Origin of the sequence: Mycobacterium europaeum (assembly GCF_034555895.2) — a bacterium.
Taxonomy (GTDB): Bacteria; Actinomycetota; Actinomycetes; order Mycobacteriales; family Mycobacteriaceae; genus Mycobacterium; species Mycobacterium europaeum.
In genome coordinates, this window is sequence record NZ_CP157315.1 from 4,760,514 (window position 1) to 4,782,697 (window position 22,184).

The window sequence follows — 22,184 nt, forward strand, 5'->3', positions numbered from 1 at the left end:
GTCAAAGGCGGTGGATAGGCCCGAGACAGAGCTGGGATGAACCCCTGATCCGTGTGCAACGGAACCGAGATCATCCTGTGGCCGGGCGTTTCGGTCGAGGCCACCCTTATACCCTGTTCAGGTGACCGACTCCCCGACCACCGCCGCCGAGAGCAGCCCCGGTGCCGTTCAGACGGACGCCGATGCACCGACGTATCGCTACACCGCGGCGCTGGCGGGCCGTATCGAAAGCACCTGGCAGGAGAACTGGGCGAGGCTCGGGACGTTCAACGTGCCCAATCCGGTCGGTTCGCTGGCCCCGGCGGACGGCACCCCGGTCCCCACCGACAAGTTGTTCGTGCAGGACATGTTTCCCTATCCCTCGGGGGAGGGACTGCACGTCGGCCACCCGCTGGGCTACATCGCCACCGACGTCTACGCCCGCTACTACCGGATGACGGGACATAACGTCCTGCACGCGTTGGGCTTCGACGCCTTCGGGCTGCCCGCCGAGCAATACGCCGTGCAGACCGGCACCCATCCGCGCACCCGGACCGAGGCCAACGTCGTGAACTTCCGGCGTCAACTTGGACGGCTGGGGCTTGGTCACGACAGCCGGCGCAGCTTTTCGACCACCGACGTCGAGTTCTACAAGTGGACGCAGTGGATCTTCCTGCAAATCTACAACGCCTGGTTCGACACCGCGGCCCGCAAGGCCCGCCCGATCGCCGAGCTGATCGCCGAATTCGATTCCGGCACAAGGCGCCTCGAGGATGGACGGGATTGGGCCACGCTGCCGGCGGGGGACCAGGCCGACGTGATCGACAGCCACCGACTGGTGTATCGCGCCGACTCGATGGTGAATTGGTGTCCCGGCCTCGGCACGGTGCTGGCCAACGAGGAGGTCACCTCGGACGGCCGCAGCGACCGCGGCAACTTCCCGGTGTTCCGGAAGCGGTTGCGGCAGTGGATGATGCGCATCACCGCCTACGCCGACCGGTTGCTCGACGACCTGGACGTGCTGGACTGGCCGGAGCCGGTCAAGTCCATGCAGCGCAACTGGATCGGTCGCTCCACCGGCACGCGGGCGCTGTTCTCGGCGCACGACGGCGGCGGCGAGACGGTCGACATCGAGGTGTTCACCACCCGGCCCGACACCATGTTCGGCGCCACCTACCTGGTGCTGGCTCCCGAGCACGACCTGGTCGACGGGCTGATCGCCGGCGCTTGGCCGGAGGGGACCGACGTGCGGTGGACGTATGGGTCCGCGACACCGGGGGAGGCGGTGGCCGCATACCGGCGGGCGATCGCGGCGAAGTCCGACCTCGAGCGTCAGGAGAGCAGGGACAAGACCGGCGTCTTTCTGGGCAGCTACGCGACCAATCCCGCCAACGGCAAACCGGTGCCGATCTTCATCGCCGACTACGTGCTGGCCGGCTACGGCACCGGTGCGATCATGGCGGTTCCCGGCCACGACCAGCGCGACTGGGACTTCGCCAAGGAGTTCGGCCTGCCGATCGTGGAAGTCATTGCCGGAGGCGACATCTCGGAGGCCGCATACGCCGGCGACGGTGTGCTGGTCAACTCCGGCTACCTCGATGGGTTGGACGTGCCGGCGGCGAAGGAAGCGATCACCGCCCGACTGGAGGCGGACGGCCGCGGCTGGGCCCGGATCGAATTCAAGTTGCGGGACTGGCTTTTCGCCCGGCAGCGCTACTGGGGTGAACCGTTTCCGATCGTCTACGACAGCGACGGACGCGCGCACGCGCTCGACGAGGCCGCACTGCCGGTCGAGTTGCCCGACGTGCCCGACTATTCCCCGGTGCTGTTCGACCCCGACGACGCCGACAGCGAGCCGTCGCCACCACTGGCCAAGGCGACCGACTGGGTGCACGTCGAACTCGACCTGGGCGACGGCCTGCGGCCCTACACCCGCGACACCAACGTGATGCCGCAGTGGGCCGGCAGCTCCTGGTACGAACTGCGCTACACCGATCCGCACAACTCGGAGCAGTTGTGCGCCAAGGAAAATGAGGCTTATTGGATGGGCCCGCGGCCCGCCGAGCACGGCCCGCAGGATCCCGGCGGTGTCGACCTCTACGTCGGAGGCGCCGAGCATGCGGTGCTGCACCTGTTGTACGCCCGGTTCTGGCACAAGGTGTTGTACGACCTGGGCCACGTGAGTTCGCGCGAGCCGTATCGCCGCCTGGTCAACCAGGGCTACATCCAAGCGTTCGCCTATACCGACTCGCGCGGCTCATACGTTCCGGCTGACGAGGTGGTCGAGCGCGACGGCCAGTTCTTCTACGGGGGACCGGACGGCGAGATCGAGGTCTTCCAGGAATTCGGCAAAATCGGCAAGAGCCTGAAGAATTCGATCTCGCCCGATGAGATCTGCGACGAGTACGGCGCGGACACGCTCCGGGTCTACGAGATGTCGATGGGCCCGCTGGAAGCCTCCCGCCCATGGGCCACCAAGGACGTCGTCGGGGCGCACCGCTTCCTGCAGCGGGTGTGGCGCCTGGTGGTCGACGAGCAGACCGGCAAGACCCGGGTGCTCGACACCGACGGGCCGCAAGAGCTCGACGGCGACACCCTTCGAGCGCTGCACCGCACCATCGCGGGAGTCTCGGAAGACTATGCCGCACTGCGCAATAACACCGCAGCCGCCAAGCTGATCGAGTACACCAACCACCTGACCAAAGAGCACCGCGACGCGGTGCCGCGGGCCGCGGTCGAGCCGCTGGTGCTGATGCTGGCGCCGCTGGCCCCGCACATGGCAGAGGAGTTGTGGCTGCGGCTGGGCCACACCACCTCGCTGGCGCATGGCCCGTTCCCGGAGGCGGACCCGGCGTACCTGGTCGACGACAGCGTCGAATACCCCGTCCAGGTCAACGGCAAGGTGCGCGGGCGAGTGGTGGTGGCCGCCGACGCCGACCAGGAGACCCTGAAGGCCGCGGCGTTGTCGGACGAGAAGGTCCGGGCCTTCCTGGCGGGCGCCAACCCCCGCAAGGTGATCGTGGTCCCCGGTCGGCTGGTCAACCTGGTCATCTGACCATCGCCGCGTCAGCGCCCCGTCGGCCGCAGCACCACCTCGTGAACGTGGCCGTCCGGTGGCGTGGCCACGACGTTGGCGACGGCGGCGGCGACGGTTTCCGGCTTGAGGAATTTGGTGGGGTCGTAAGTGCCGCCCTCGAATGCGACGAGCTCGCGCTGCATCTCGCTGTCGGTGCGGCCGGGGTAGACCGTCGTCACCCGCAGCTCCGGCTCGTCGGCGCGCAGTGAGTCGGCGAAGGCCCGCAACGCGAACTTGCTGGCCGAGTAGGAGGCCATGCCGGGAGAGACGTTGCGCCCCGCGCCGGAGTTGATGAACACCACCTGACCGCGCGCACGCCGCAGCGCCGGCAGCAAGGCGAGTGTAAGTTCCACCGGCCCAAAGACATTGACGGCGAAGGTGGCACGCCACTCATCGACGCCTGACTCCGCGACACGACCGGGGATGGATACCCCGGCGTTGTGCACCAGCACGTCGAGTTCGTCCACGATCTCGCAGGCGGCCTCGATGTCGTCGGAGTCGGTCAGGTCCAGTGGAAACGTCGTCGAGCCGAGTCGCTCCGCGACGGCGTCGAGCCGGTCAGAAGGCCGGCCGGCCAGGAGCAAGGTGTGGGTGGGGGCCAGCGCGGCGGCGATTGCGGAGCCGATACCGCCACCGGCGCCGGTAATGAGTGCAGTGGGCATGTAAGGGAGTCTACGGACGCAGCCAAAATGGTTGACTGGTAGGTAATTTCACGCCTCTTTGCACGCCGGCGGCTCACCCGCCGGGCCGGATGTCGGTTCGCCGCAGGCCAGCCGCTCCAGCGGCGCCAGCGCCTGCATCAGGGTGCCGAGGTCGGATGCGGGGAGCTGGCTGAGCATGGCGGCCAGGGATGCGCGCCGGTTGGCCAGGGACTCGCCATGGACGGCACGTCCACGCGGCGTGATGTCGACCAGCACTGCCCGCAGGTCGGACGGGTCCCGCGAGCGTTTCACCAGTCCCAGCTTCTCCAGCCGGCGGATCGCCACGGTGGTGGTGGGAGTCCGCACCCGTTCGTGGGCTGCCAGGTCCGTCATTCGTATCGGCCCCTGATCCAGCAAGGTGACCAGGATCGACAATTGCGCCAACGTCAGTTCGCCCGCGGCCGCGCCGCTCGGGTCCCCGCGACGCAGAATTGAAAACAATTTGGACAGCGCGCGGTGCAAACCTTCCGCAAGCTCGGTCACGTCGGCCGAGGTGGGTTCGCTGTCCGCCATAACCGGGGAGTCTAACGCGATATCAGGCACGTACAAGGTAGCTATGCCGACTAATTAGTGGCAATGGGGCGGTCAAAGTACCTGAGACAAGAATCGCTGGAGGCGTTCGGTCTGCGGGGCTTCGAAAATCTGCTCCGGTGGCCCGGATTCCACGACCTTGCCACGATCCATGAAGACAATGGTGTCGGATGCCGAGCGGGCGAAGCCCATTTCGTGGGTGACCACGATCATCGTCATCCCGTCTGCGCCGAGGTCGGCGATGAGTTGGAGAATACCTTTCACCATTTCGGGATCCAGCGCCGACGTCGCCTCGTCGAAGAACATCACTTGGGGAGCCATGGCCAGCGCGCGGGCGATGGCGACTCGTTGTTGTTGGCCACCGGAGAGCATTCCGGGCCGGGCATCGGCTTTGTGCTTCAGGCCAACTCGTTCCAATTGGGCCAGCGCCAGCTCGCGCGCCTCCTCGGCGGGCAGGCGCCGCAATTTGCGGGGCGCCATCGTCACATTCTTCAGCACGCTCAGATGCGGAAAGAGATTGAAATGCTGGAACACCATGCCTATGCGCTGGCGCAGTTCGTCGGGATCGTCGCGGAGCACCGATCGGCCGTCGAGCAGGATGTCGCCGCTATCAGGTTCGTGCAACCGGTTCAAGGTGCGCAGCAGCGTCGACTTGCCGGAGCCGGAGGGTCCGATCACGGCGACGGTGCTGCCGGCGGGAGCCTCGAAATCGACCCCGCGCAGGACCTTGTTCCCGCCGAGGGTTTGGTGAATGTCCTTGGCGGTCAAAGATACTGATGTCCGCCCGGAGGCGACGACGCTCATGTGATCTCCTGGCTGAACGTCGTCGTGAGCATGTCCGAATTGTCGTCGGCGTCGGGGGCGCCCCGGCCGCGGCGCAGGCGAGCGTCGATGTAATTGACCAGATGCGTCAGCGGAATGGTCAATATCAGGTAGAAGAGTCCGGCCGCGACCAGCGGCGACAGGCTTCCGGTCTGTGCGTTCAAGTCGCGGCCCACTTGGAAAAGCTCCCGCTGATCGGCAATCAGGCCAAGGAAGTAGACCAAAGCGGAGGCCTTCAACAACCCGATGAACTGGTTGACCAGCGCCGGCAGCACCCGGCGTATCCCCTGCGGCACCACCACCAACCGCATCGCGGTCGGATAGCTGAATCCCAGAGCGCGGGCGGCCTCCAGCTGACCCGGGTCCACACTTTGTATTCCGGAGCGCAGGATTTCACCGATGTAGGCCGCGGCCATCAAGCCCAGTGCGGCGATTCCCAGCGGGTAGGGGTTCTTGTTGGTCAGTCCGCCGACCAGCGGCCCGATGCCCATTCCGATGAGCAGGATGATCACCACTTCCGGAAGGCCGCGGAAGATGTCGGTGTATACCCGGGCCGGCCAGCGCAACCAGCGCCGATGCGAAATGCCCGCCATGGCCAACACCATGCCGAGCGCCAGACCGATCGCGATGGCGCTGTTGGTCAGGATCAACGTGTTCGGCAGGCCCGTCGTGAGCAGCGCCGGGATGGCCCGCCGGTACATGTCCCAGTCGAAGAACGAGTCACGTAGCTGGGCGAGCGTTGACTTCGGCGCGGCGGCGTCCGGGACCGCGCGATGCCGGCTCGCGGCGATCGCGGCGAAATCCGGCAGGCTGGGCGCGGGGCCGGCTTTCGACCCGGGCTTCCATCCCGGCGGCAGGCTGCGCGGCACCCATTCGCAGTACAGCTTGGCCCAGGTGCCGTCGGCGATCACCGCGTCCAGCCCGGAGTTCAGCGCGTCGATCAGCGGTTTGTTCTCCTTGGCGGCCGCGTATGCCACGAAATTGCCTGGGCTGAAAGTGTTGGCGACGGTCACCGCGGGATCACCCGGCCGAATCAGGGTCGCGGCGAGGGTTCCCGGCGCCACCCACGCGTCGATCTGCCGGGTCTTGAGGCTGGCGTACAGGGTGGCGAAGCCGGGGTACTTCACCGGTTGCAGGTGCAGGGTGTCGACGACGTAGGACTCCTCGACGGTGCCCTGGACGACGCCGATGCGCTGGCCGGCCGCCAGCTCGCTGAACTTGTGGATCGGTGAGCCGGGCGGCACCACCAGGGAGTAGAAGCCGAAGTCGTAGCCGTTGGTGAACGCGACGGTGCGTCGACGCTGGGCGGTGGCCTTCACCGATGCCGACCCCACGTCGAAACGCCGGGAAGCCACTTGCGCGAGCAGCGCGGAAAAGTCTGTGCTGACAAAGCGGAGCTGGAGATGGAGCTTGTCGGCGATGGCGCGCAGCAGCAGGTTGTCGAAGCCGCTGAATTCACCGGTGGGATCGATGCAGATGTTGGGCGGGGCGTCCGACAGGGTCCCCACCGTCAGCACGCCCGGCACGCCGAGGCCCAGCGTGCCGATGTCGACCGCGCTCAAGGGTTCGACCGAATTGGTCGTGTCGCGGTCCTCCTCCTGCGCCGGCCGCGCCTGGGTGAGATCTTTGGGTAAGGCCGTGGCGCTGTCCAAACCGGAAGGCGCGCATTGGTTCCAGTCGGCGGCGGCGGGCGCCGCGAGCCCGCTTGACGCCATCCCGCACACCAACACGATGGCCGCGGTGAGTCCGAACAGCCTTCCGCGGCGCAGGGTGCGCCGGCCCGCGCGCGCATTCATCCCTGCCACCGTATCGACCGGCGGACGGGTTCGTCGGGTGAGTGCCCCCGCTAGAGCGCCAGTGACGGCTCGACGCCCACGGATTCGGCGTCGGCGAGTACCTCGAGCTGTCCGGGTACGACGGGGCTTACGTCGTCGGGCGGTGTGAACACCCTGCGCCTGGACAGCTCGGCCAGCATGGTCTGGGCCGCCAGGTAGGAGCGACTCACGCAGGCGGCCCGCGCGGCCTCGGGATCGCGCCGGTTGATCGCGGCGGTCTCCTCTTCGTAGAACGGCAGCATCTCCTCGCGGCCGCCCTGGTAGGTCAGCCAGAACACCCGGGGGATGAGGTCCTGCGAGGCGCGGATCGTGGCGTGCAGCCGCGGTCCGGCGTATTCGTCGTTGATGGTGCGCCGGTACTCCGCGGCGATGTCGCAGAAGGCCCGCGAATCCTTGGCGCTGCGCAGGGACCGCATGAAGGCGTCGAGTTGGCCGAGGATGCGCGGGGTCGGGCTGGTGGCGGCGCGCGCGGACGCGATCCCGTTCAGCAGACCGTCGAGCTCGTGATGTTCGAGGACGGTGGCCTCGTCGAACCGTTCGACGAACGCGCCCCGGTGATAGCGGGTGGAGACGATGCCGTCGTGTTCGAGCTGGACCAGCGCCTCTTGAATGGGGACCCGGCTGACCCCCAGCCCCAGGGCGATCTCATTGCGATCGACGCGGTCGCCGGTGCGCAACTTTCCCGTCAGCAAGAGGTGCAGGATGTGCGAAACAACCAGGTCTTTTTCTTTGACCCCGTATTTCTTCGGCATTCGTTGTTGAGTCTCTTTCAAACCCCGTTTTGACCAGCTGGCGCAAGAAGTTTCTCACGAGTGGGCTCGTACTTTCCGGTGTTTGACCGATAAATGGTTGCGACCGGTCTACCGATTATCGCGCCAGCGGCACAGCGTTTCTGCGGCGCTGAGGTCGTAATTCGGGCCGTCACACGCCACGGTCAGCAGCGTGACACCGAGGCCGGCCAGTGTTTCGGCGTTGTCGACAAGTCCGCCGCGGTCCTGCACGGCGGCCGACCGTTCGATGCTCGTGGCGTCGCGGCCGACGTCGGTGCAGTGCCGGGCCAGAACCTCTGACTTCGCGGGAAACTCGTCGGCCGACGTGAAACTGTGCCACACGTCGGCGTACTCGGCGACCAGTCGCAGCGTCTTGCGCTCGCCGCCGCCGCCGATCAGGACCGGAATGTCGCGGGTCGGTGGCGGGTTGAGTTTGGCCAGGCGCGCCTTGATCCGGGGCAGGGCGGCCGCGAGGTCATCGAGGCGGCTGCCCGCCGTGCCGAATTCGTAGCCGTATTCGTCGTAGTCCTTTTGCTTCCATCCCGAGCCGATGCCCAGAACCAGCCGACCACTACTGATGTGGTCGACGGTGCGGGCCATGTCGGCCAGCAGTTCCGGATTCCGGTAGGAGTTGCACGTGACCAGCGCGCCGATCTGGATGCGCGACGTTTGTTCGGCCCACGCCCCGAGCATGGTCCAGCATTCGAAATGCGCGCCGTCGGGATCGCCGTAGAGGGGGAAGAAGTGGTCCCAGTTGAATGCGATGTCGACGCCGATGTCCTCGCAGCGGCGCACGGCGTCACGAATTTGTCCGTACTGCGGCGCATGCTGAGGCTGCAATTGCACGCCGATCCGGATGGGCAGGGCAGATGTCATAAGCCCACCGTAGGCTCACCGCCGGTCGAGCACCGCGCGCAGCAGGTCGATCAGGGCGAGCGGTTGGTCGCTTTGCACCGAGTGGCCGGCGTTCTCGACGACGTGCGTCGTGCGGAAATGCTGTGTGCGACGGCTCAGTTCGGCCGCGTCGTCGTCGCTGACGAATCCCGACTTGCCGCCGCGGATGAGCGTGATGGGCGCGGACAGCCTGTCCACGTCGTCCCAGAGGACGTCGAAATCCGGGAACTTGCGAATGGCGTCGTAGCGCCACGTCCAGTTGCCGTTGTCCAGCCGGCGCGAGTTGTGAAACACGCCGCGGCGCAGCGCCTTCACCTCGCGGTGCGGTGCCGCGGCAATCGTCAGGTCCAGCATGGCCTGGAAACTGGGGAATTCACGCTCGCCGTGCATCAGCGCCACCGTGCCCTGCTGTTCCTTGGTCATCTCCGAGTGCCGTTGCAGCGCCGACGGGGTGACGTCGATCAGGACGAGTTCCTTCACGAGTTCGGGTGCCACGGCGGCCAGCCGTATCGCGGTCAACCCGCCCAGCGACATGCCGACGACCAGAGCGGCGCTGGGCGCGTGCGCGCGCAGCGCCGGCAACAGGGCGTCGGCGTTGATCTGCGGCGAGTAGTCGCCGTCCTCGCGCCACGCCGAGTGGCCGTGTCCGGGGAGGTCCACGGCCAGTGCGGGCTCGCCGAGGCCGACGATGACGGTGTCCCAGGTGTGCGCGTTCTGCCCACCGCCGTGCAGGAAGACGATCCGCGGGGGCGTGCCGCCCCAGCGCAGCGCGCTGATCTTGCTCTCGCCCGCGCCTGCCTCGACGCGCTGCACCTCGGGCAGCGGAGCAGTGACGCGGGCCTGTTCGGCGTTCTCGGACAACAGCGAGAATTCGGACAGCCCGTCCAGTTCGTCTTCGGAGATTTCGGCCACGATCTACAGACACTAGTGCGGGTGTCTAGTGGCGATCGCAACGTGGCGTAGCCGCCCGCTGCGGGTCGCCACCAGCGGACTAGAGGGCGTAACGACGGCGAATGCCGTGGAATCGCTCCCACATCGCGGCGGTGCGTTCCGCGGGGCTCACCGTGGCGGTGTCCGCCGGCAGAGTGGGCAGCACGTCGTCGTGCTTGACGACCCGGGTGCTCAGCACGGCGGGTTGACCCTCGAGCATGTGCCGGTAGGTCAGGTTCCCGCACCGAAAGCCCTGGGTGTCGAGCCAGTTGTGCACGCCCGGATCGCGATGAGCCATCACGAGGCGAATGCGACCGTCGGCGTCGGACTTCGTGCGGCTCGGCGTATAGCTCACCGGCCGGTACAGGAAGTCCATGCTGTTGAAGAAGACACCCATATTGGTCAGCATCCACAGCCCGTCGTGGGCATCGAATTCGACGATCAGCGCCTCGTCGTCGCCAAGCTCCCAGTACATGTTGGTAGCCGCCCGGCCACGCTTGTTGTCGGCGTCCGTCGCGCCGACGTGCGGGAAGGCGTTGGGGCGATTGGCGTCGACACCGCCGTAGGTGAAGGGAAACTCGGGCCAGTCGGCCATCAGGCCGGTGACGAAGTCACCGGCCCAGCGCATCGCCCCGACCATCTGGTCGGGCGAGGGCAGCGGCTTGGGTGAGTCCATGTCCACCCGCTCGATGCGAAGCTGCGCCGGCCGCTCGTCCCAGCGGTCGAACCCTTGGCGGATGAACAGCTTTCGTGAGCCGGGCGTGGTGGGCAGCCAGTTCGGCCCGCGCTCGGTCCCGCCGATGTAGAGCTCGAATTCTCCGTCGTCGCCGATCTGGAGCTGATGGCCGAGCAGATTGGCTTCCGGCGTGTCGCCGAAGGGCTCGTGCAGCACGCCCGGACCGGGTGTGCGGGGCCCCTGGACCGTGACATTGAAGAACCGTGCGGTGCCGCGGGTGCCGGTGAGCAGGTAGGTCGATTGCCCGTCGATCCACGCCTGCTGGTAGGTGAAGTCGGCGCAGTCGCCGCCGAGCTTGCGGGTCGGGCCGCAGAAGGTGTGCAGCACCGGGTAGCGGGTGTCGTGGGTTTCCAGCGCCAAATCGAAGGCCTGGCCGAGATTTTGGGTGAGAAACCGATATGCATCGACGCGATGCGCGCCCGACGCCGGGTTGGCCTGCTTGAACACTTGCTCGCCCGCCAACTGCAGCCGCGCGCAGAACTCGTTCCAGGCCGACTGCAGCGTCGCGTCGTCGGGACCGTCACCGAAAGCCATACTCACGCACCCAGTCTGTCCAGCATTGCGCCGACTACATCACATGCGCGCCGGGCGGATTGCAGGCGGCCCTCCCGCTCGATGCGGGGACCGATCAGTTCCAGGTCGAAACCATGTGCATAACCGCCGGCGAGCGCTTGCGCGACGAGGGGTTCGATCGGAATCGTGCCGTCGCCGGGAATCGCCCTGCCCGGCAGCGCCCGGTCGCCGAGGACATAGTCGCTCAATTGGATGAGCGCCGTCCGCGGTAGCGCTCGCCGCACCATCGCGTCGAAATCCCCTTCGGCCCAGCAGTGGAACACGTCGATGCACACGCTCAGGTCGCCCATCTCGGCCAGCGCGACGGTGTCTCGCAGCGTGTGCGCGAGGTGGATGTCGGCGTACAGGCAGGATGCATTCTCGATCGCCAGCGCCACGCCGGCCGCCTTGGCGTGCGTTACGCACGGGGTCACCATGGCGCAGAACCGTTCGGCGGCCTGTCCCCAGGTGAGGTCACCGCGCCCGCCGGTGAGCAGGTAGACGGTGCGCGCGCCGACGGCGGCGGCGGCGTCAATCACGGAGGACAGCGCGGCGCGGGCCGCCTGCGGGTCGCTGGACAACGCGCCGCCGGCGAACAGGTGATAGACGGCCTCCACGGCGTAGTCATTGCGCTGCAACACTATTGGAAATTCCGGGTCCAGCAGCTGGCTGTCCAGGATGCTGAGCCGCGACACGCCGAGCGCCGCCCAGTGCGCTTGCATCTCGGCGAGCGAGTCGCCATAAAAGGTGACGTTGTGCACGGACAGACGTTTGTGCGCGCCCGTCATGTCACACCCGGTTCTCGATGGCGACGCCGAATCGTTCTCGGAAAGGCCAGAATTCCGCGTGCAGCGCATCGAGGTCTTCGCCGATGTCGATCAGCAGTTGGGTGGAGTACTCGAACTTGCCGTAGCGGTCGCCGCGATTATCGGCCAGGTAGGCGCGCATCGCCGATTCGGCCTCGTCCGTGAGTTCGCGGCCGCAGAACGCGTAGTAGCGCCGTACCGTGCCGATGTGGTCGGCGACGAAGTCGGCGTAGCGGACGTGCAGGATGCGCGGGTCGTCGACCAAGGGATTGCTCATCGTGTTGGCGACGCTGGCGCGGGTCATCTCGAGGTGTTTCTTCGCTTCCGCGTGCAGGTCGATCGGACCGACGATGCCTTCGGCGATGTCGGCCATCATCATGGTGCGCGACGCGGCGACCTGTACGGGGTCGCGGTGCAGCCAGACCATGCGCGCGTCGGGATAGGCGTCGAAGAGCTCCTTGAGCCGGAAACCGTGAAAGCCCTTCAGTACCCAGTACTTACGCGGTCGATGATATTGCAGCTGTTGCAGCATGGCCTTATGCAGCCGATACTGCGCCGCCGCGTCGGTGGCCAGGCCGCCGACCAGCGACTGCATCGGCACGCGCCACCATGCGGTTGGCGTCATCACCCGGAAATCGAACGCCCAGGTGCGCTCGTCTTCGGGCAGGCCATCGCCCAGCATGTCGTTGTAGGGGTGGCTGTGCAGCCACTTGGGCATCTTGGCATTGATCTCGCGCCAGTCGGCGTCGGCCCGCTGCCGGCGGTCGTCGCCGGGACCGGCCAGACCCGGTGGCGGTGACGGATACATCACTTCCCAGAAGCGCAGCGCCCGCGCCAGCGGATCGACGGACATCAGGGCGTGCATAAGCGTTGTTCCCGAACGGGGTTCGCCCGTGACAAACATCGGTCCATCGATTACCTCGGCGGCGATCGGGTAGCGGTTGCGGTCTTCGATGAATTCCAGCCGCGACGTCAACAGCCACCGACACACCTGCGCCGCCTGCCGGTTGCCGTCGGAGTCCATGCCGAGGCCGTTCAGATGGTCGACGGCGACGGTGAAGCGTTGCGGCAACGTGGGATCGCCGTAGTCGCGCAGCCCCGTTTCACTCTCCGCGGAGGCGAGCAGCTGGGCGGCGTCCAGACGTGTTGTCACGCGGGACCCCCGCACAGCCGCATCAGTTCGTCTTCGGCGGCGCGCACGTTGGCCGCCGAAGCCTCGGCGTATCTCAGGCCGGCCATGGCGCCGTAATCCAGGATCTTGGGCACGCGCAGGCCCGCGTCCACGTACGTCTTGACGATCTTGGCGACGGCCGCCGGTGTCCCGTGCGGCACGGCGGCCAGCACCATCTCGGGCCGCGCTTTGTCGAGGAACGCGAGGATACGCTCGCGAGTGAGTACCGCCGGGTCGATGTCCTGAAATCCGCGCCATTCATCGCCCATGGGGTGCTCGAAACCGAAGCCGCGCAACGTCTCCGCCGACACCTGCAGCAGGAACGCCTTCACCAGGGGTGCCTGCAGGATCTCGGCCAGAGCGTCCTCGTCCTCGCCGATCAGGCACACCTGGATGAAGCAGGGTGTGATGGCCAGCGGATCACGCCCTGCGTGTTCCGCGGATGCCCTTACCGAGGAGAGCATTTCGGCATAGTGTTCCGGCGTCCATGCGCCGGCCGGCCACCATCCGTCGGCATGCCGGCCTGCGATGTCCAGCATCCGCGGGCCGCTGGCGCCGATCCAGATCTGCGGCGCCCGGCCTGCGTAGGGTTCGGTGTCCAGTCGGGCGTGGCGCAGCGAGTAGAACTGTCCGTCGAAATCGACCGGGCCGTCGCTCTCCCAGAGCAGCCGGATCACCGTCAGCGCTTCCTCGAAACGGCTGACCGGTCTTGAGAAGTCGAAGCCGTAGGGCAGGGTGTTCTCGCTCTCGCCGCTGCCCAGGCCCAGGATGAAACGGCCCTTGGCGAGGTGGTCGATGGTCAGCGCCGTCTGGGCCAGCATGCTGGGGTGGCGACGCACGGTGTCGACGACGGCGCTGACGATCGGAACGTTCTCGGTCAGGACGGCCGCCGCGGCGGCGACCGCCAGGCCGTCCAGGTGGCGGTGCGGCGAAGGGGATGCGGTGGCCAGGTCGGTGAACTCGGGCGTCCAGATCGAGTCGGGCCAGAAGCTGACCATGTGGTCGGGCAACCAGATCGAGTGATACCTGCCGCTGTCCAACTCCTCGAGCCGGGACAGGTCCAGGGGGAGCGTCGTGCGTAGGAAGGCGGCGGGTTGAACGGTCATCGAGAGATGATGCTAAGCACTCGCACAGCGCCGTGTCGACGAATTGGCCCAACGACCGCGAGCGTAACGCCGCGGCGAATTCCAGCAGTGAAAATCGCCCTGGCGTGACGCTCGCGGTTGGCCGTCGCGGAGGGTCAGCCCTCGATGATGAACTCTTCGAGCTGGGTGCGCGCGATGTCGTCGGGCAGCTGCTGCGGCGGGCTCTTCATCAAGTACGCCGAGGCCGGGATCACCGGGCCGCCGATGCCGCGGTCCTTGGCGATCTTGGCCGCCCGCACCGCGTCGATGATGACGCCGGCCGAGTTCGGCGAGTCCCACACCTCGAGCTTGTACTCCAGGTTCAGCGGCACGTCGCCGAACGCGCGACCCTCGAGGCGCACGTAGGCCCACTTGCGGTCGTCGAGCCAGCCGACGTGGTCGGACGGACCGATGTGCACGTCTTTGGTCTTGAACTCGCGCTGCAGGTTGGAGGTGACGGCCTGCGTCTTGGAGATCTTCTTGGACTCCAGCCGCTCACGCTCGAGCATGTTGAGGAAGTCCATGTTGCCGCCCACGTTGAGCTGCATGGTGCGGTCGAGTTGCACGCCGCGGTCCTCGAATAGCTTGGCCATCACCCGGTGGGTGATGGTGGCGCCGACCTGGCTCTTGATGTCGTCGCCCACGATGGGCACACCCGCGTCGGCGAACTTCTTGGCCCACACCGGGTCCGACGCGATGAACACCGGCAGCGCGTTGACGAACGCCACGCCGGCGTCGATGGCGCACTGGGCGTAGAACTTGTCGGCCTCTTCCGAGCCCACGGGCAGGTAGGACACCAGCACGTCGACCCTGGCCTCTTTCAGCGCCTGCACCACGTCGACGGGCTCGACGTCCGACAGCTCGATGGTGTCGGCGTAGTACTTGCCGATCCCGTCCAGCGTCGGGCCGCGCTGCACCGTCACGTTGGTGGGCGGCACGTCGGCGATCTTGATCGTGTTGTTCTCCGAGGCGAAGATCGCGTCGGACAGGTCGAAGCCGACCTTCTTGGCGTCCACGTCGAAGGCGGCGACGAACTTGACGTCGCGCACGTGGTACTGGCCGAACTTGACGTGCATCAGACCGGGCACGGTGCTGTTCTCGTCGGCGTTCTGGTAGTACTCGACGCCCTGTACCAGCGAAGACGCGCAGTTACCGACGCCGACAATGGCGACTCGTACCTCCGTCGACGCGTTCGGCGCGTTCTGGTCACTCATGGGGCGTTCTCCTAACTCCATAACTCTGTGTCGCAGCTGATGAATTTCGTGCAAGGGGCTTTACGTCTGCTCGGAGAGGCCGGGCATCGCCCGCTCCGCAGCAATGAGCTCGTTGAGCCACTTCACTTCGCGTTCGCTCGACTCGAGCCCCAGTTGGTGAAGTTGGCGGGTGTAACGGTCGAACGAGTTACTGGCCCGCGCCACGGCTTCACGCAGGCCCTCCCGTCGCTCCTCAACCTGCCGGCGGCGGCCTTCCAGGATGCGCATGCGCGCTTCAGCCGGAGTCCGGTTGAAGAACGCCAGGTGCACCCCGAAGCCGTCGTCGGTGTAGTTGTGCGGACCGGTGTCGGCCACCAGCTCACCGAAGCGCCGACGGCCCTCGTCTGTTAGCTGGTAGACGCGCCGGGCACGCCGAACCGGTGTTCCGGCCGGCGCGGCATCCTCGGCGATCAACCCTTCGGCCTGCATCCGCCGGAGGGCCGGGTAGAGCGAACCGTACGAGAACGCGCGGAGCGCACCGAGGAGGCCGGTCAGCCGTTTGCGCAACTCGTAGCCATGCATCGGCGATTCGATCAGGAGGCCCAGGATGGCGAGCTCAAGCATCGAATCACCCCCTTTGCGCGGTTGGTTACGACGGTTCGACGCCTCGCGTCATAGTATCGCCCCGATATATTCGCCACAACACCACCGGATGTTCGTCAGCTGTTTGTCCGGGCGCGCAAAAGCGAATCGCCCGGGAGCCGGCCGGCCCGCCCTGCCGTCAGGACGGCAAGTTGAGTTGCTTGACGGTGCCGTCACCTGCGAAAACGATGTAGCCACTACCGTAGTCGGTCGACACATACAGCGACAGGGACAGGGCGCCCGGGGTGGTCGGGTCCTTCGCCGGTTCGATGATCAGGTACTCGGTCTTGACGTCCGCCGGCTTCATGTGCAGGGTCTGCGGGGCGCCCCGCATGATGCCCACCGTCGCGGTCACGTCGAACCTACTCAAGTCCACCGGAACGGGACCGTCCACGGAACTCTTGGCCGAACTGGTCGGATCGCCCCAGCCGCCGCGGTAGGTGTAGGCCAGCACGCGGCGATCGTCGGAGGGATCCGGCCGGTCGAGCACGGCGTACGTCGGGTAGATCACCAGCCGGTACCCCATGGCGTCGCCGAACCGTTTGCGAGTTTGCTCGAGCAGCCCGGTGAGCCCGCCCACCGAATGCAGCTGGGTGGGCGGGGTCAGCACGACGGGGCCCACTCCGTCGGGCTTGGCTCCGGGGTCGCTGGTGAAGTCCAGTGGCGACTGGGTGTTGCCGTACAGGCCCCACCCGATACCGACGCCCAGCAGCACCGACACGACGAAGGCGACGGCGAGCGAGCCCCAGCCGCCCAGCTTCGGTGGCACCCGTGGGCCTTTGACAGCCGGCGTCGGCAGCGCGGAGCTGTCGGTCTGCAGGTCGGTCACCAGGGCCTGCAGGTCGCCGAGAGTGACCGCATTGGTGGCCGCGCTGACCCGTCCCCGGTGTTCCTCCATTGAGAGCTGGCCGTCGTTCAGCGCGTCATCGAGGATTTTGCAGGCGTCTTGCCGATTGGTGTCCGTCGCGCGGGTGTTCGGTGTCGGCCGCCCGCCGAGCGATGTCCCGAGCCATTTCGCCACGGGGATGATCGTAAAGTCCGGTCCCGGTTCAGGCGGGGAAAGCGGCGCCCCGGTCAACGGTGCGGTCCGCCACGGTTTGGTTGCGTATCGGCGTTCGCCGATCGCGACGTACGCTGGGGGGCGTGCGACTGCAGCGACAAGTGGTGGACTACGCGCTCCGGCGGCGGGCCCTGCTGGCCGAGGTGTACTCGGGCCGCACCGGCGTGTCCGAAGTGTGTGACGCGAACCCTTATCTGCTGCGCGCCGCCAAGTTTCACGGGAAACCGAGCCAGGTCATGTGCCCGATCTGCCGCAAGGAGCAGCTGACGCTGGTGTCATGGGTGTTCGGCGAACATCTGGGCCCGGTCTCGGGCTCGGCGCGCACGGCCGAAGAGTTGGTCCTGCTGGCCACCCGGTTCGAGGAGTTCGCCGTCCACGTGGTGGAGGTATGCCGGACCTGCGAGTGGAATCACCTGGTCAAGTCGTACGTGCTCGGCGCGGCGCGCCCACCCAAGGGCACCAGGAGTACGCGGACGGCGCGTAACGGCGCGCGAACGGCCATTGAATAACGGCGGACCCCACCACCAGTCATCCGGCGACGCGGACGGGCCGGCGACTGAGCGTGTGGGCAGACACGGAACCGGCGACCGCCCGCGTGACGCGCAGGCGGCGCCCGGTCACCGCCGTGGGGTTCCTCCCGACGACCGGCTGACGACGATCCTGCCGCCGGTCGTCGACGACCGGTCGCCCCGGCGGCCCGATCCCAGCATCGACCAGGTCAGGGCCGCAATGGACGGTCCTTCGTCGGCGCCCCCGCAACGGGATGCGCTGGAGGAGGTCAAGGCCGCACTGGACAGCCGGACGCCGCCGCGTCGCGACCGGCCGGCCGGGGGAGGGCGCCCGCCGGAAGGCCCACCGCCGCCACCCGGGCGGCGGGGACGACCCGGCGGCCCGGACGGCTTCGGCCCCCGGCGGCGGGGCGACGTGCACTGGACCCAGCAGGTCAACTGGTTGTGGGTGCGGCGGGCGGCCTACCTGTCGGCGGCGGTGCTGGTGCTCCTGCCGATCGTCACGTTCGCGATGGCGTACTTCATCGTCGACATCCCCAAGCCGGGTGACCTGCGTACCAACCAGGTCTCCACCATCCTGGCCAGCGACGGGTCCGAGATCGCCAAAATCATTCCTCCCGAAGGCAATCGGGTTGATGTCAACATCAACCAGGTTCCGGTGCACGTGCGCCAGGCGGTGATCGCCGCCGAGGACCGCAACTTCTATTCGAACCCGGGTTTCGACTTCAGCGGCTTCGCGCGGGCGGTGGACAACAACCTGTTCGGCAACGGTGACCTGCAGGGCGGCTCGACGATCACCCAGCAATACGTGAAGAACGCGCTGGTGGGGTCTGCTCAGCACGGCCTCAGCGGTCTGATGCGCAAGGCCAAAGAACTCGTCATCGCCACCAAGATGTCGGGGGAGTGGTCGAAAGACGATGTGCTGCAGGCCTACCTGAACATCATCTACTTCGGCCGCGGCGCCTACGGGATCTCCGCCGCCGCCAAGGCGTACTTCAACAAGCCCGTCGAGCAGCTCACCGTCTCGGAGGGGGCGCTGCTGGCGGCGCTGATCCGGCGGCCGTCCGCGCTGGACCCCGCCATCGATCCGCAGGGCGCCCGGGCCCGGTGGAACTGGGTGCTCGACGGCATGGTGGAGACCAAGGCCCTGTCACCCGGCGACCGTGCCGCGCAGGAGTTCCCACAGACCGTGCCGCCCGACCAGGCGCGTGCCGAGAACCAGACGACGGGGCCCAACGGCCTGATCGAGCGCCAGGTGACCAAAGAGTTGATGGAGCTGTTCAACATCGACGAGCGGACCCTGAACACCCAGGGCCTGCAGGTCACCACGACCATCGACCCCAAGGCCCAGCAGGCGGCCGAAAAGGCGGTGTCGAAATACCTTGACGGGCAAGACCCCGACATGCGGTCGGCGGTGGTGTCCATCGACCCGCACGACGGGGCGATTCGCGCCTACTACGGCGGCGCGGACGCCAACGGTTTCGACTTCGCGCAGGCCGGGCTGCAGACCGGTTCGTCGTTCAAGGTTTTCGCGCTGGTCGCCGCGCTCGAGCAGGGGATCGGTCTGGGTTACCAGGTCGACAGTTCCCCGCTGACGGTCGACGGCATCAAGATCACCAACGTCGACGGCGAGAGCTGCGGGACATGCAACATCGCCCAGGCGCTCAAGCAATCGTTGAACACCTCCTATTACCGGCTGATGCTCAAGCTCAAGGGCGGACCGCAGGCCGTCGCGGACGCCGCGCACCAGGCCGGCGTCGCGACCAGTTTCCCCGGCGTGGACCACACGCTGTCCGAAGACGGCAAGGGTGGACCGCCCAACAACGGAATCGTGTTGGGGCAGTACCAGACCCGGGTGATCGACATGGCCTCCGCGTACGCCACGCTGGCCGCCTCCGGCGTCTACCACCGGCCGCACTTCGTGCAGAAGGTCGTCAACTCCGACGGCCAGGTGCTCTTCGACGCGAGCAAATCCGAGAACAACGGCGAGCAGCGCATCCCGAAGGCCGTGGCCGACAATGTGACCGCGGCCATGGAGCCGATCGCCAGCTATTCGCGGGGCCACGCCCTGGCCGGCGGCCGGCCATCCGCGGCCAAGACGGGCACCACGCAGCTGGGTGACACCACCGCCGACAAGGACGCCTGGATGGTCGGATACACACCGTCGTTGGCGACGGCGGTGTGGGTGGGCACCGCGAAGGGTGACGTCCCCCTGGTAACCGCTTCGGGCGCACCGGTTTACGGCTCTGGCCTGCCGTCGGACATTTGGAAGTCGACCATGGACGGCGCCCTGAAGGACACCCCCCAAGAATCCTTCCCCAAGCCGACCGAGATCGGCGGCTACGCGGGCGTCCCGGCGCCGCCGCCCCCGCCGCCGCAGCCCTCGGTGACCGTCATCCAGCCCACCATCGAGGTGGCGCCCGGAATCACCATCCCGGTCGGCCCGCCCACGACGATCACCAACGCGCCACCGCCACCCGGCGGGGGCCCCGAGCCGGGCGTCCCGCCGGGCGGGCCGCAAGCCCCGCCCCCCGGCCAGCCGCCACCGTGACCGAGGCTCAGCGGCAGACCGCCACCATTTCCCCGCAGCCGCTGGCCGCCGATCTGCGCAGCGTCGACAACCGCGACTGTCCTAGCCGCACCGACTCGTTGGGTGCCGCGCTGGCGGAGGTCATCGGGGGGCCGGTGGGCAGGCACGCACTGATCGGCCGCACCCGGGTGATGACGCCGCTGCGGGTCATGTTCCTGATCGGCCTGGTGTTCCTGGCGCTGGGCTGGTCGACGAAGGCGGCCTGCCTGCAGAGCACCGGCACCGGCACAGGTGACCAGCGGGTGGCGAACTGGGAGAACCAACGCGCCTACTACGAGTTGTGTTACTCCGATACCGTCCCGCTCTACGGCGCGGAGTTGTTGAGCCAGGGCAAGTTTCCGTACAAGTCGAGCTGGATCGAGACCGACGGCAGCGGCACGCCGCAGACGCGCTACGACGGTCGTCCCGCGGTGCGATACATGGAGTATCCCGTGCTGACCGGGATGTATCAGTACGTGTCGATGGCGCTGGCCAAGACCTACACCGCGCTGAGCAAGCTGGCCCCGCTTCCCGTGGTCGCCGAGGTGGTGATGTTCTTCGACGTCGCGGCGTTCGGCCTGGCGCTGGCGTGGCTGGCCACCATCTGGGCCACCGCCGGTCTGGCGGGCCGCCGGATCTGGGATGCGGCCCTGGTGGCCGCCTCGCCGCTGGTGATCTTCCAGATCTTCACCAACTTCGACGCGCTGGCCACGGGATTCGCCATGGCGGGGCTGCTGGCGTGGGCACGGCGCAAACCGGTGCTGGCCGGTGTGCTGATCGGGTTGGGCGCCGCGGCCAAGCTGTATCCGCTGTTGTTCCTTGGCCCGATGGTGATCCTGGCGCTCCGCACCGGGCGCGTTCGCGCGCTGAGCCGCACCGCGGTGGCGGCCGCGGCGACGTGGTTGTTGGTGAATCTGCCCGTCCTGGTGCTGTTTCCGCGGGGGTGGTCGGAATTCTTCCGGCTCAACACCCGCCGCGGCGACGACATGGATTCGGTGTACAACGTGGTGAAGTCGTTCACCGGTTGGCGCGGATTCGATTCCGGGCTCGGGTTCTGGCAGCCGCCCACCGTGCTCAACGCGGTGGTCACGGTGCTGTTTGTAACCGGTTGTGCGGCAATCGCATACATGGCGCTGACCGCCCCGAAGCGGCCGCGGCTGGCGCAGCTGGTGTTCTTGGTGGTGGCGGTTTTCCTGTTGACCAACAAGGTATGGAGCCCGCAGTTCTCCCTGTGGCTGGTGCCCCTGGCGGTGCTGGCTTTGCCGCATCGCCGGATCCTGCTGGCGTGGATGACCATCGACGCGGTGGTGTGGGTGCCGCGGATGTACTACCTCTACGGGAACCCGAACCGGTCGCTGCCGGAGCAGTTCTTCACCACAACCGTGTTGCTGCGCGACGTCGCCGTCATCGCGCTGTGCGCGCTGGTGATCCGCCAGATCTACCGGCCCGACGAGGATTTGGTGCGCTGGGGCGGCCGGGCGGACGACCCGCCGGGCGGCCCCTTCGACCGGGCTGCCGACGCGCCGCCCGGTTGGCTGCCGGACTGGCTGCGACCGTCCGGCGCGCGCCGGACGCCGGTCCCCGAAGCCGAGCCCGCCGCGCCATGACGCTGGTGGCCGTCCCGTTGTTTCCCCGGGTGACCGCCCTCGACGCGGTCGGCCCGTACGAAGTGCTGCAACGCGTCCCCTCGATCGAGGTGGTGTTCGTCGGTCACCGCCAGGGCGAGGTGCGTACGGAAAACGGGATGCTCGGGCTGAGCTGCGACGCCAGGTTCGACGAGGTCACCTCGCCGGACGTGGTGCTGGTTCCCGGCGGGATCGGCACGCGGCAGCTGATTCACGACGACACCATCCGGGCCTGGCTGCAAGCCGTGCACCCGACTACGACGTTCACCACGTCGGTGTGCACCGGTGCGCTGCTGTTGGCCGCCGCGGGCCTGCTCGACGGGCTCACCGCCACGACGCATTGGCGGGCCGGGGACCTGCTCAACGGCCTGGGCGCGCATTACGTGCCGGACCGGGTCGTCGAGCATTTGCCGCGGCGGATCATCACCGCCGCGGGCGTCTCCAGCGGCATCGACATGGCGTTGCGGCTGGTCGAGCTCCTCGTCGATCGACAGGCGGCGCAGGCCGCCCAGCTGCTCATCGAATACGACCCGCAGCCACCGTTCGACTCGGGTTCCCTCGCGAAGGCCGATCAGCCGACGGTGGACCGGGCCACCGAATACTTGGACGCCCGGCAGTAGCCGGATTGCTCCAGCGCACCGATCCGCCGCGATTTTGGA

At 67.4% G+C, this 22,184-nt stretch carries 19 protein-coding genes; 5 read left to right on the forward strand and 14 right to left on the reverse strand.

The features are described 5' to 3' along the window. Nucleotides 1–121 precede the first annotated feature (121 nt). On the forward strand, nt 122–3,034 hold the full coding sequence (leuS, locus tag U8D42_RS21945; RefSeq protein ID WP_322858235.1) for a leucine--tRNA ligase: 2,913 nt from the start codon (nt 122–124) through the stop codon (nt 3,032–3,034). An 11-nt stretch (nt 3,035–3,045) separates the two neighbouring features. Here leuS and U8D42_RS21950 read toward each other — a convergent pair whose 3' ends face one another. From U8D42_RS21950 to U8D42_RS22015, 14 genes are all read right to left on the reverse strand, one after another. Continuing rightward, entirely contained in the window at nt 3,046–3,717 is a 672-nt protein-coding gene (locus U8D42_RS21950; protein WP_322858234.1) for an SDR family oxidoreductase, read from the reverse strand. Nucleotides 3,718–3,765: 48 nt separating this feature from the next. Further along, on the reverse strand, nt 3,766–4,269 hold the full coding sequence (locus tag U8D42_RS21955) for a MarR family winged helix-turn-helix transcriptional regulator (RefSeq protein WP_085239272.1): 504 nt from the start codon (nt 4,267–4,269) through the stop codon (nt 3,766–3,768). Between the two features lie 72 nt (nt 4,270–4,341). Further along, on the reverse strand, nt 4,342–5,091 hold the full coding sequence (locus U8D42_RS21960) for an amino acid ABC transporter ATP-binding protein (RefSeq protein ID WP_322858233.1): 750 nt from the start codon (nt 5,089–5,091) through the stop codon (nt 4,342–4,344). Further along, nucleotides 5,088–6,905 (reverse strand): ABC transporter substrate-binding protein/permease, encoded by a 1,818-nt coding sequence (locus U8D42_RS21965; protein ID WP_322858232.1) that lies wholly within the window; start codon nt 6,903–6,905, stop codon nt 5,088–5,090. Before U8D42_RS21965 ends, U8D42_RS21960 begins: the two co-directional genes overlap by 4 nt. 50 nt (nt 6,906–6,955) lie before the next feature. Further along, on the reverse strand, nt 6,956–7,696 hold the full coding sequence (locus U8D42_RS21970; protein ID WP_322858231.1) for a GntR family transcriptional regulator: 741 nt from the start codon (nt 7,694–7,696) through the stop codon (nt 6,956–6,958). Between the two features lie 108 nt (nt 7,697–7,804). Next, entirely contained in the window at nt 7,805–8,590 is a 786-nt protein-coding gene (locus U8D42_RS21975) for an LLM class F420-dependent oxidoreductase (protein ID WP_085239268.1), read from the reverse strand. 15 nt (nt 8,591–8,605) lie between these two features. Beyond that, nucleotides 8,606–9,520, reverse strand: coding sequence for an alpha/beta fold hydrolase (locus U8D42_RS21980; protein ID WP_322858230.1), 915 nt, complete (start codon nt 9,518–9,520; stop codon nt 8,606–8,608). Nucleotides 9,521–9,599: 79 nt separating this feature from the next. Then, complete coding sequence (locus U8D42_RS21985; protein ID WP_322858779.1) at nt 9,600–10,808, reverse strand: DUF1214 domain-containing protein; 1,209 nt, start codon at nt 10,806–10,808, stop codon at nt 9,600–9,602. Between the two features lie 2 nt (nt 10,809–10,810). Beyond that, nucleotides 10,811–11,614, reverse strand: a complete 804-nt coding sequence (locus U8D42_RS21990; protein ID WP_322858229.1) for a sugar phosphate isomerase/epimerase family protein — start codon at nt 11,612–11,614, stop codon at nt 10,811–10,813. Between the two features lies 1 nt (nt 11,615). Continuing rightward, nucleotides 11,616–12,785 (reverse strand): sulfotransferase family protein, encoded by a 1,170-nt coding sequence (locus U8D42_RS21995; RefSeq protein WP_085239499.1) that lies wholly within the window; start codon nt 12,783–12,785, stop codon nt 11,616–11,618. Beyond that, nucleotides 12,782–13,909: an LLM class flavin-dependent oxidoreductase gene (locus U8D42_RS22000; RefSeq protein ID WP_322858228.1), complete on the reverse strand. Its 1,128-nt coding sequence runs from the start codon at nt 13,907–13,909 to the stop codon at nt 12,782–12,784. Before U8D42_RS22000 ends, U8D42_RS21995 begins: the two co-directional genes overlap by 4 nt. Nucleotides 13,910–14,043: 134 nt before the next feature. Then, a complete protein-coding gene (locus U8D42_RS22005; RefSeq protein WP_322858227.1) occupies nt 14,044–15,141 on the reverse strand; it encodes an inositol-3-phosphate synthase in 1,098 nt (365 codons plus the stop codon). A gap of 60 nt (nt 15,142–15,201) precedes the next feature. After that, entirely contained in the window at nt 15,202–15,744 is a 543-nt protein-coding gene (locus U8D42_RS22010; RefSeq protein WP_322858226.1) for a PadR family transcriptional regulator, read from the reverse strand. Between the two features lie 157 nt (nt 15,745–15,901). Further along, a complete protein-coding gene (locus tag U8D42_RS22015) occupies nt 15,902–16,783 on the reverse strand; it encodes a DUF1707 SHOCT-like domain-containing protein (protein WP_322858225.1) in 882 nt (293 codons plus the stop codon). Between the two features lie 122 nt (nt 16,784–16,905). Here U8D42_RS22015 and U8D42_RS22020 point away from each other — a divergent pair, with 122 nt between their 5' ends. The 4 genes from U8D42_RS22020 to U8D42_RS22035 are packed head-to-tail and all read left to right on the forward strand — an operon-like array spanning nt 16,906 to nt 22,145. Further along, the gene (locus U8D42_RS22020; RefSeq protein WP_085239261.1) at nt 16,906–17,331 is read left to right on the forward strand and encodes a DUF5318 family protein; all 426 of its coding nucleotides are present in this window, start codon (nt 16,906–16,908) and stop codon (nt 17,329–17,331) included. Nucleotides 17,332–17,386: 55 nt separating this feature from the next. Next, entirely contained in the window at nt 17,387–19,882 is a 2,496-nt protein-coding gene (locus tag U8D42_RS22025; protein WP_431523802.1) for a transglycosylase domain-containing protein, read from the forward strand. After that, entirely contained in the window at nt 19,879–21,507 is a 1,629-nt protein-coding gene (locus U8D42_RS22030; protein ID WP_322858223.1) for a glycosyltransferase family 87 protein, read from the forward strand. Before U8D42_RS22025 ends, U8D42_RS22030 begins: the two co-directional genes overlap by 4 nt. Next, on the forward strand, nt 21,504–22,145 hold the full coding sequence (locus U8D42_RS22035) for a DJ-1/PfpI family protein (protein WP_322858222.1): 642 nt from the start codon (nt 21,504–21,506) through the stop codon (nt 22,143–22,145). The genes U8D42_RS22030 and U8D42_RS22035 overlap by 4 nt, the downstream gene beginning before the upstream one ends. The last annotated feature ends 39 nt before the right edge of the window (nt 22,146–22,184 follow it).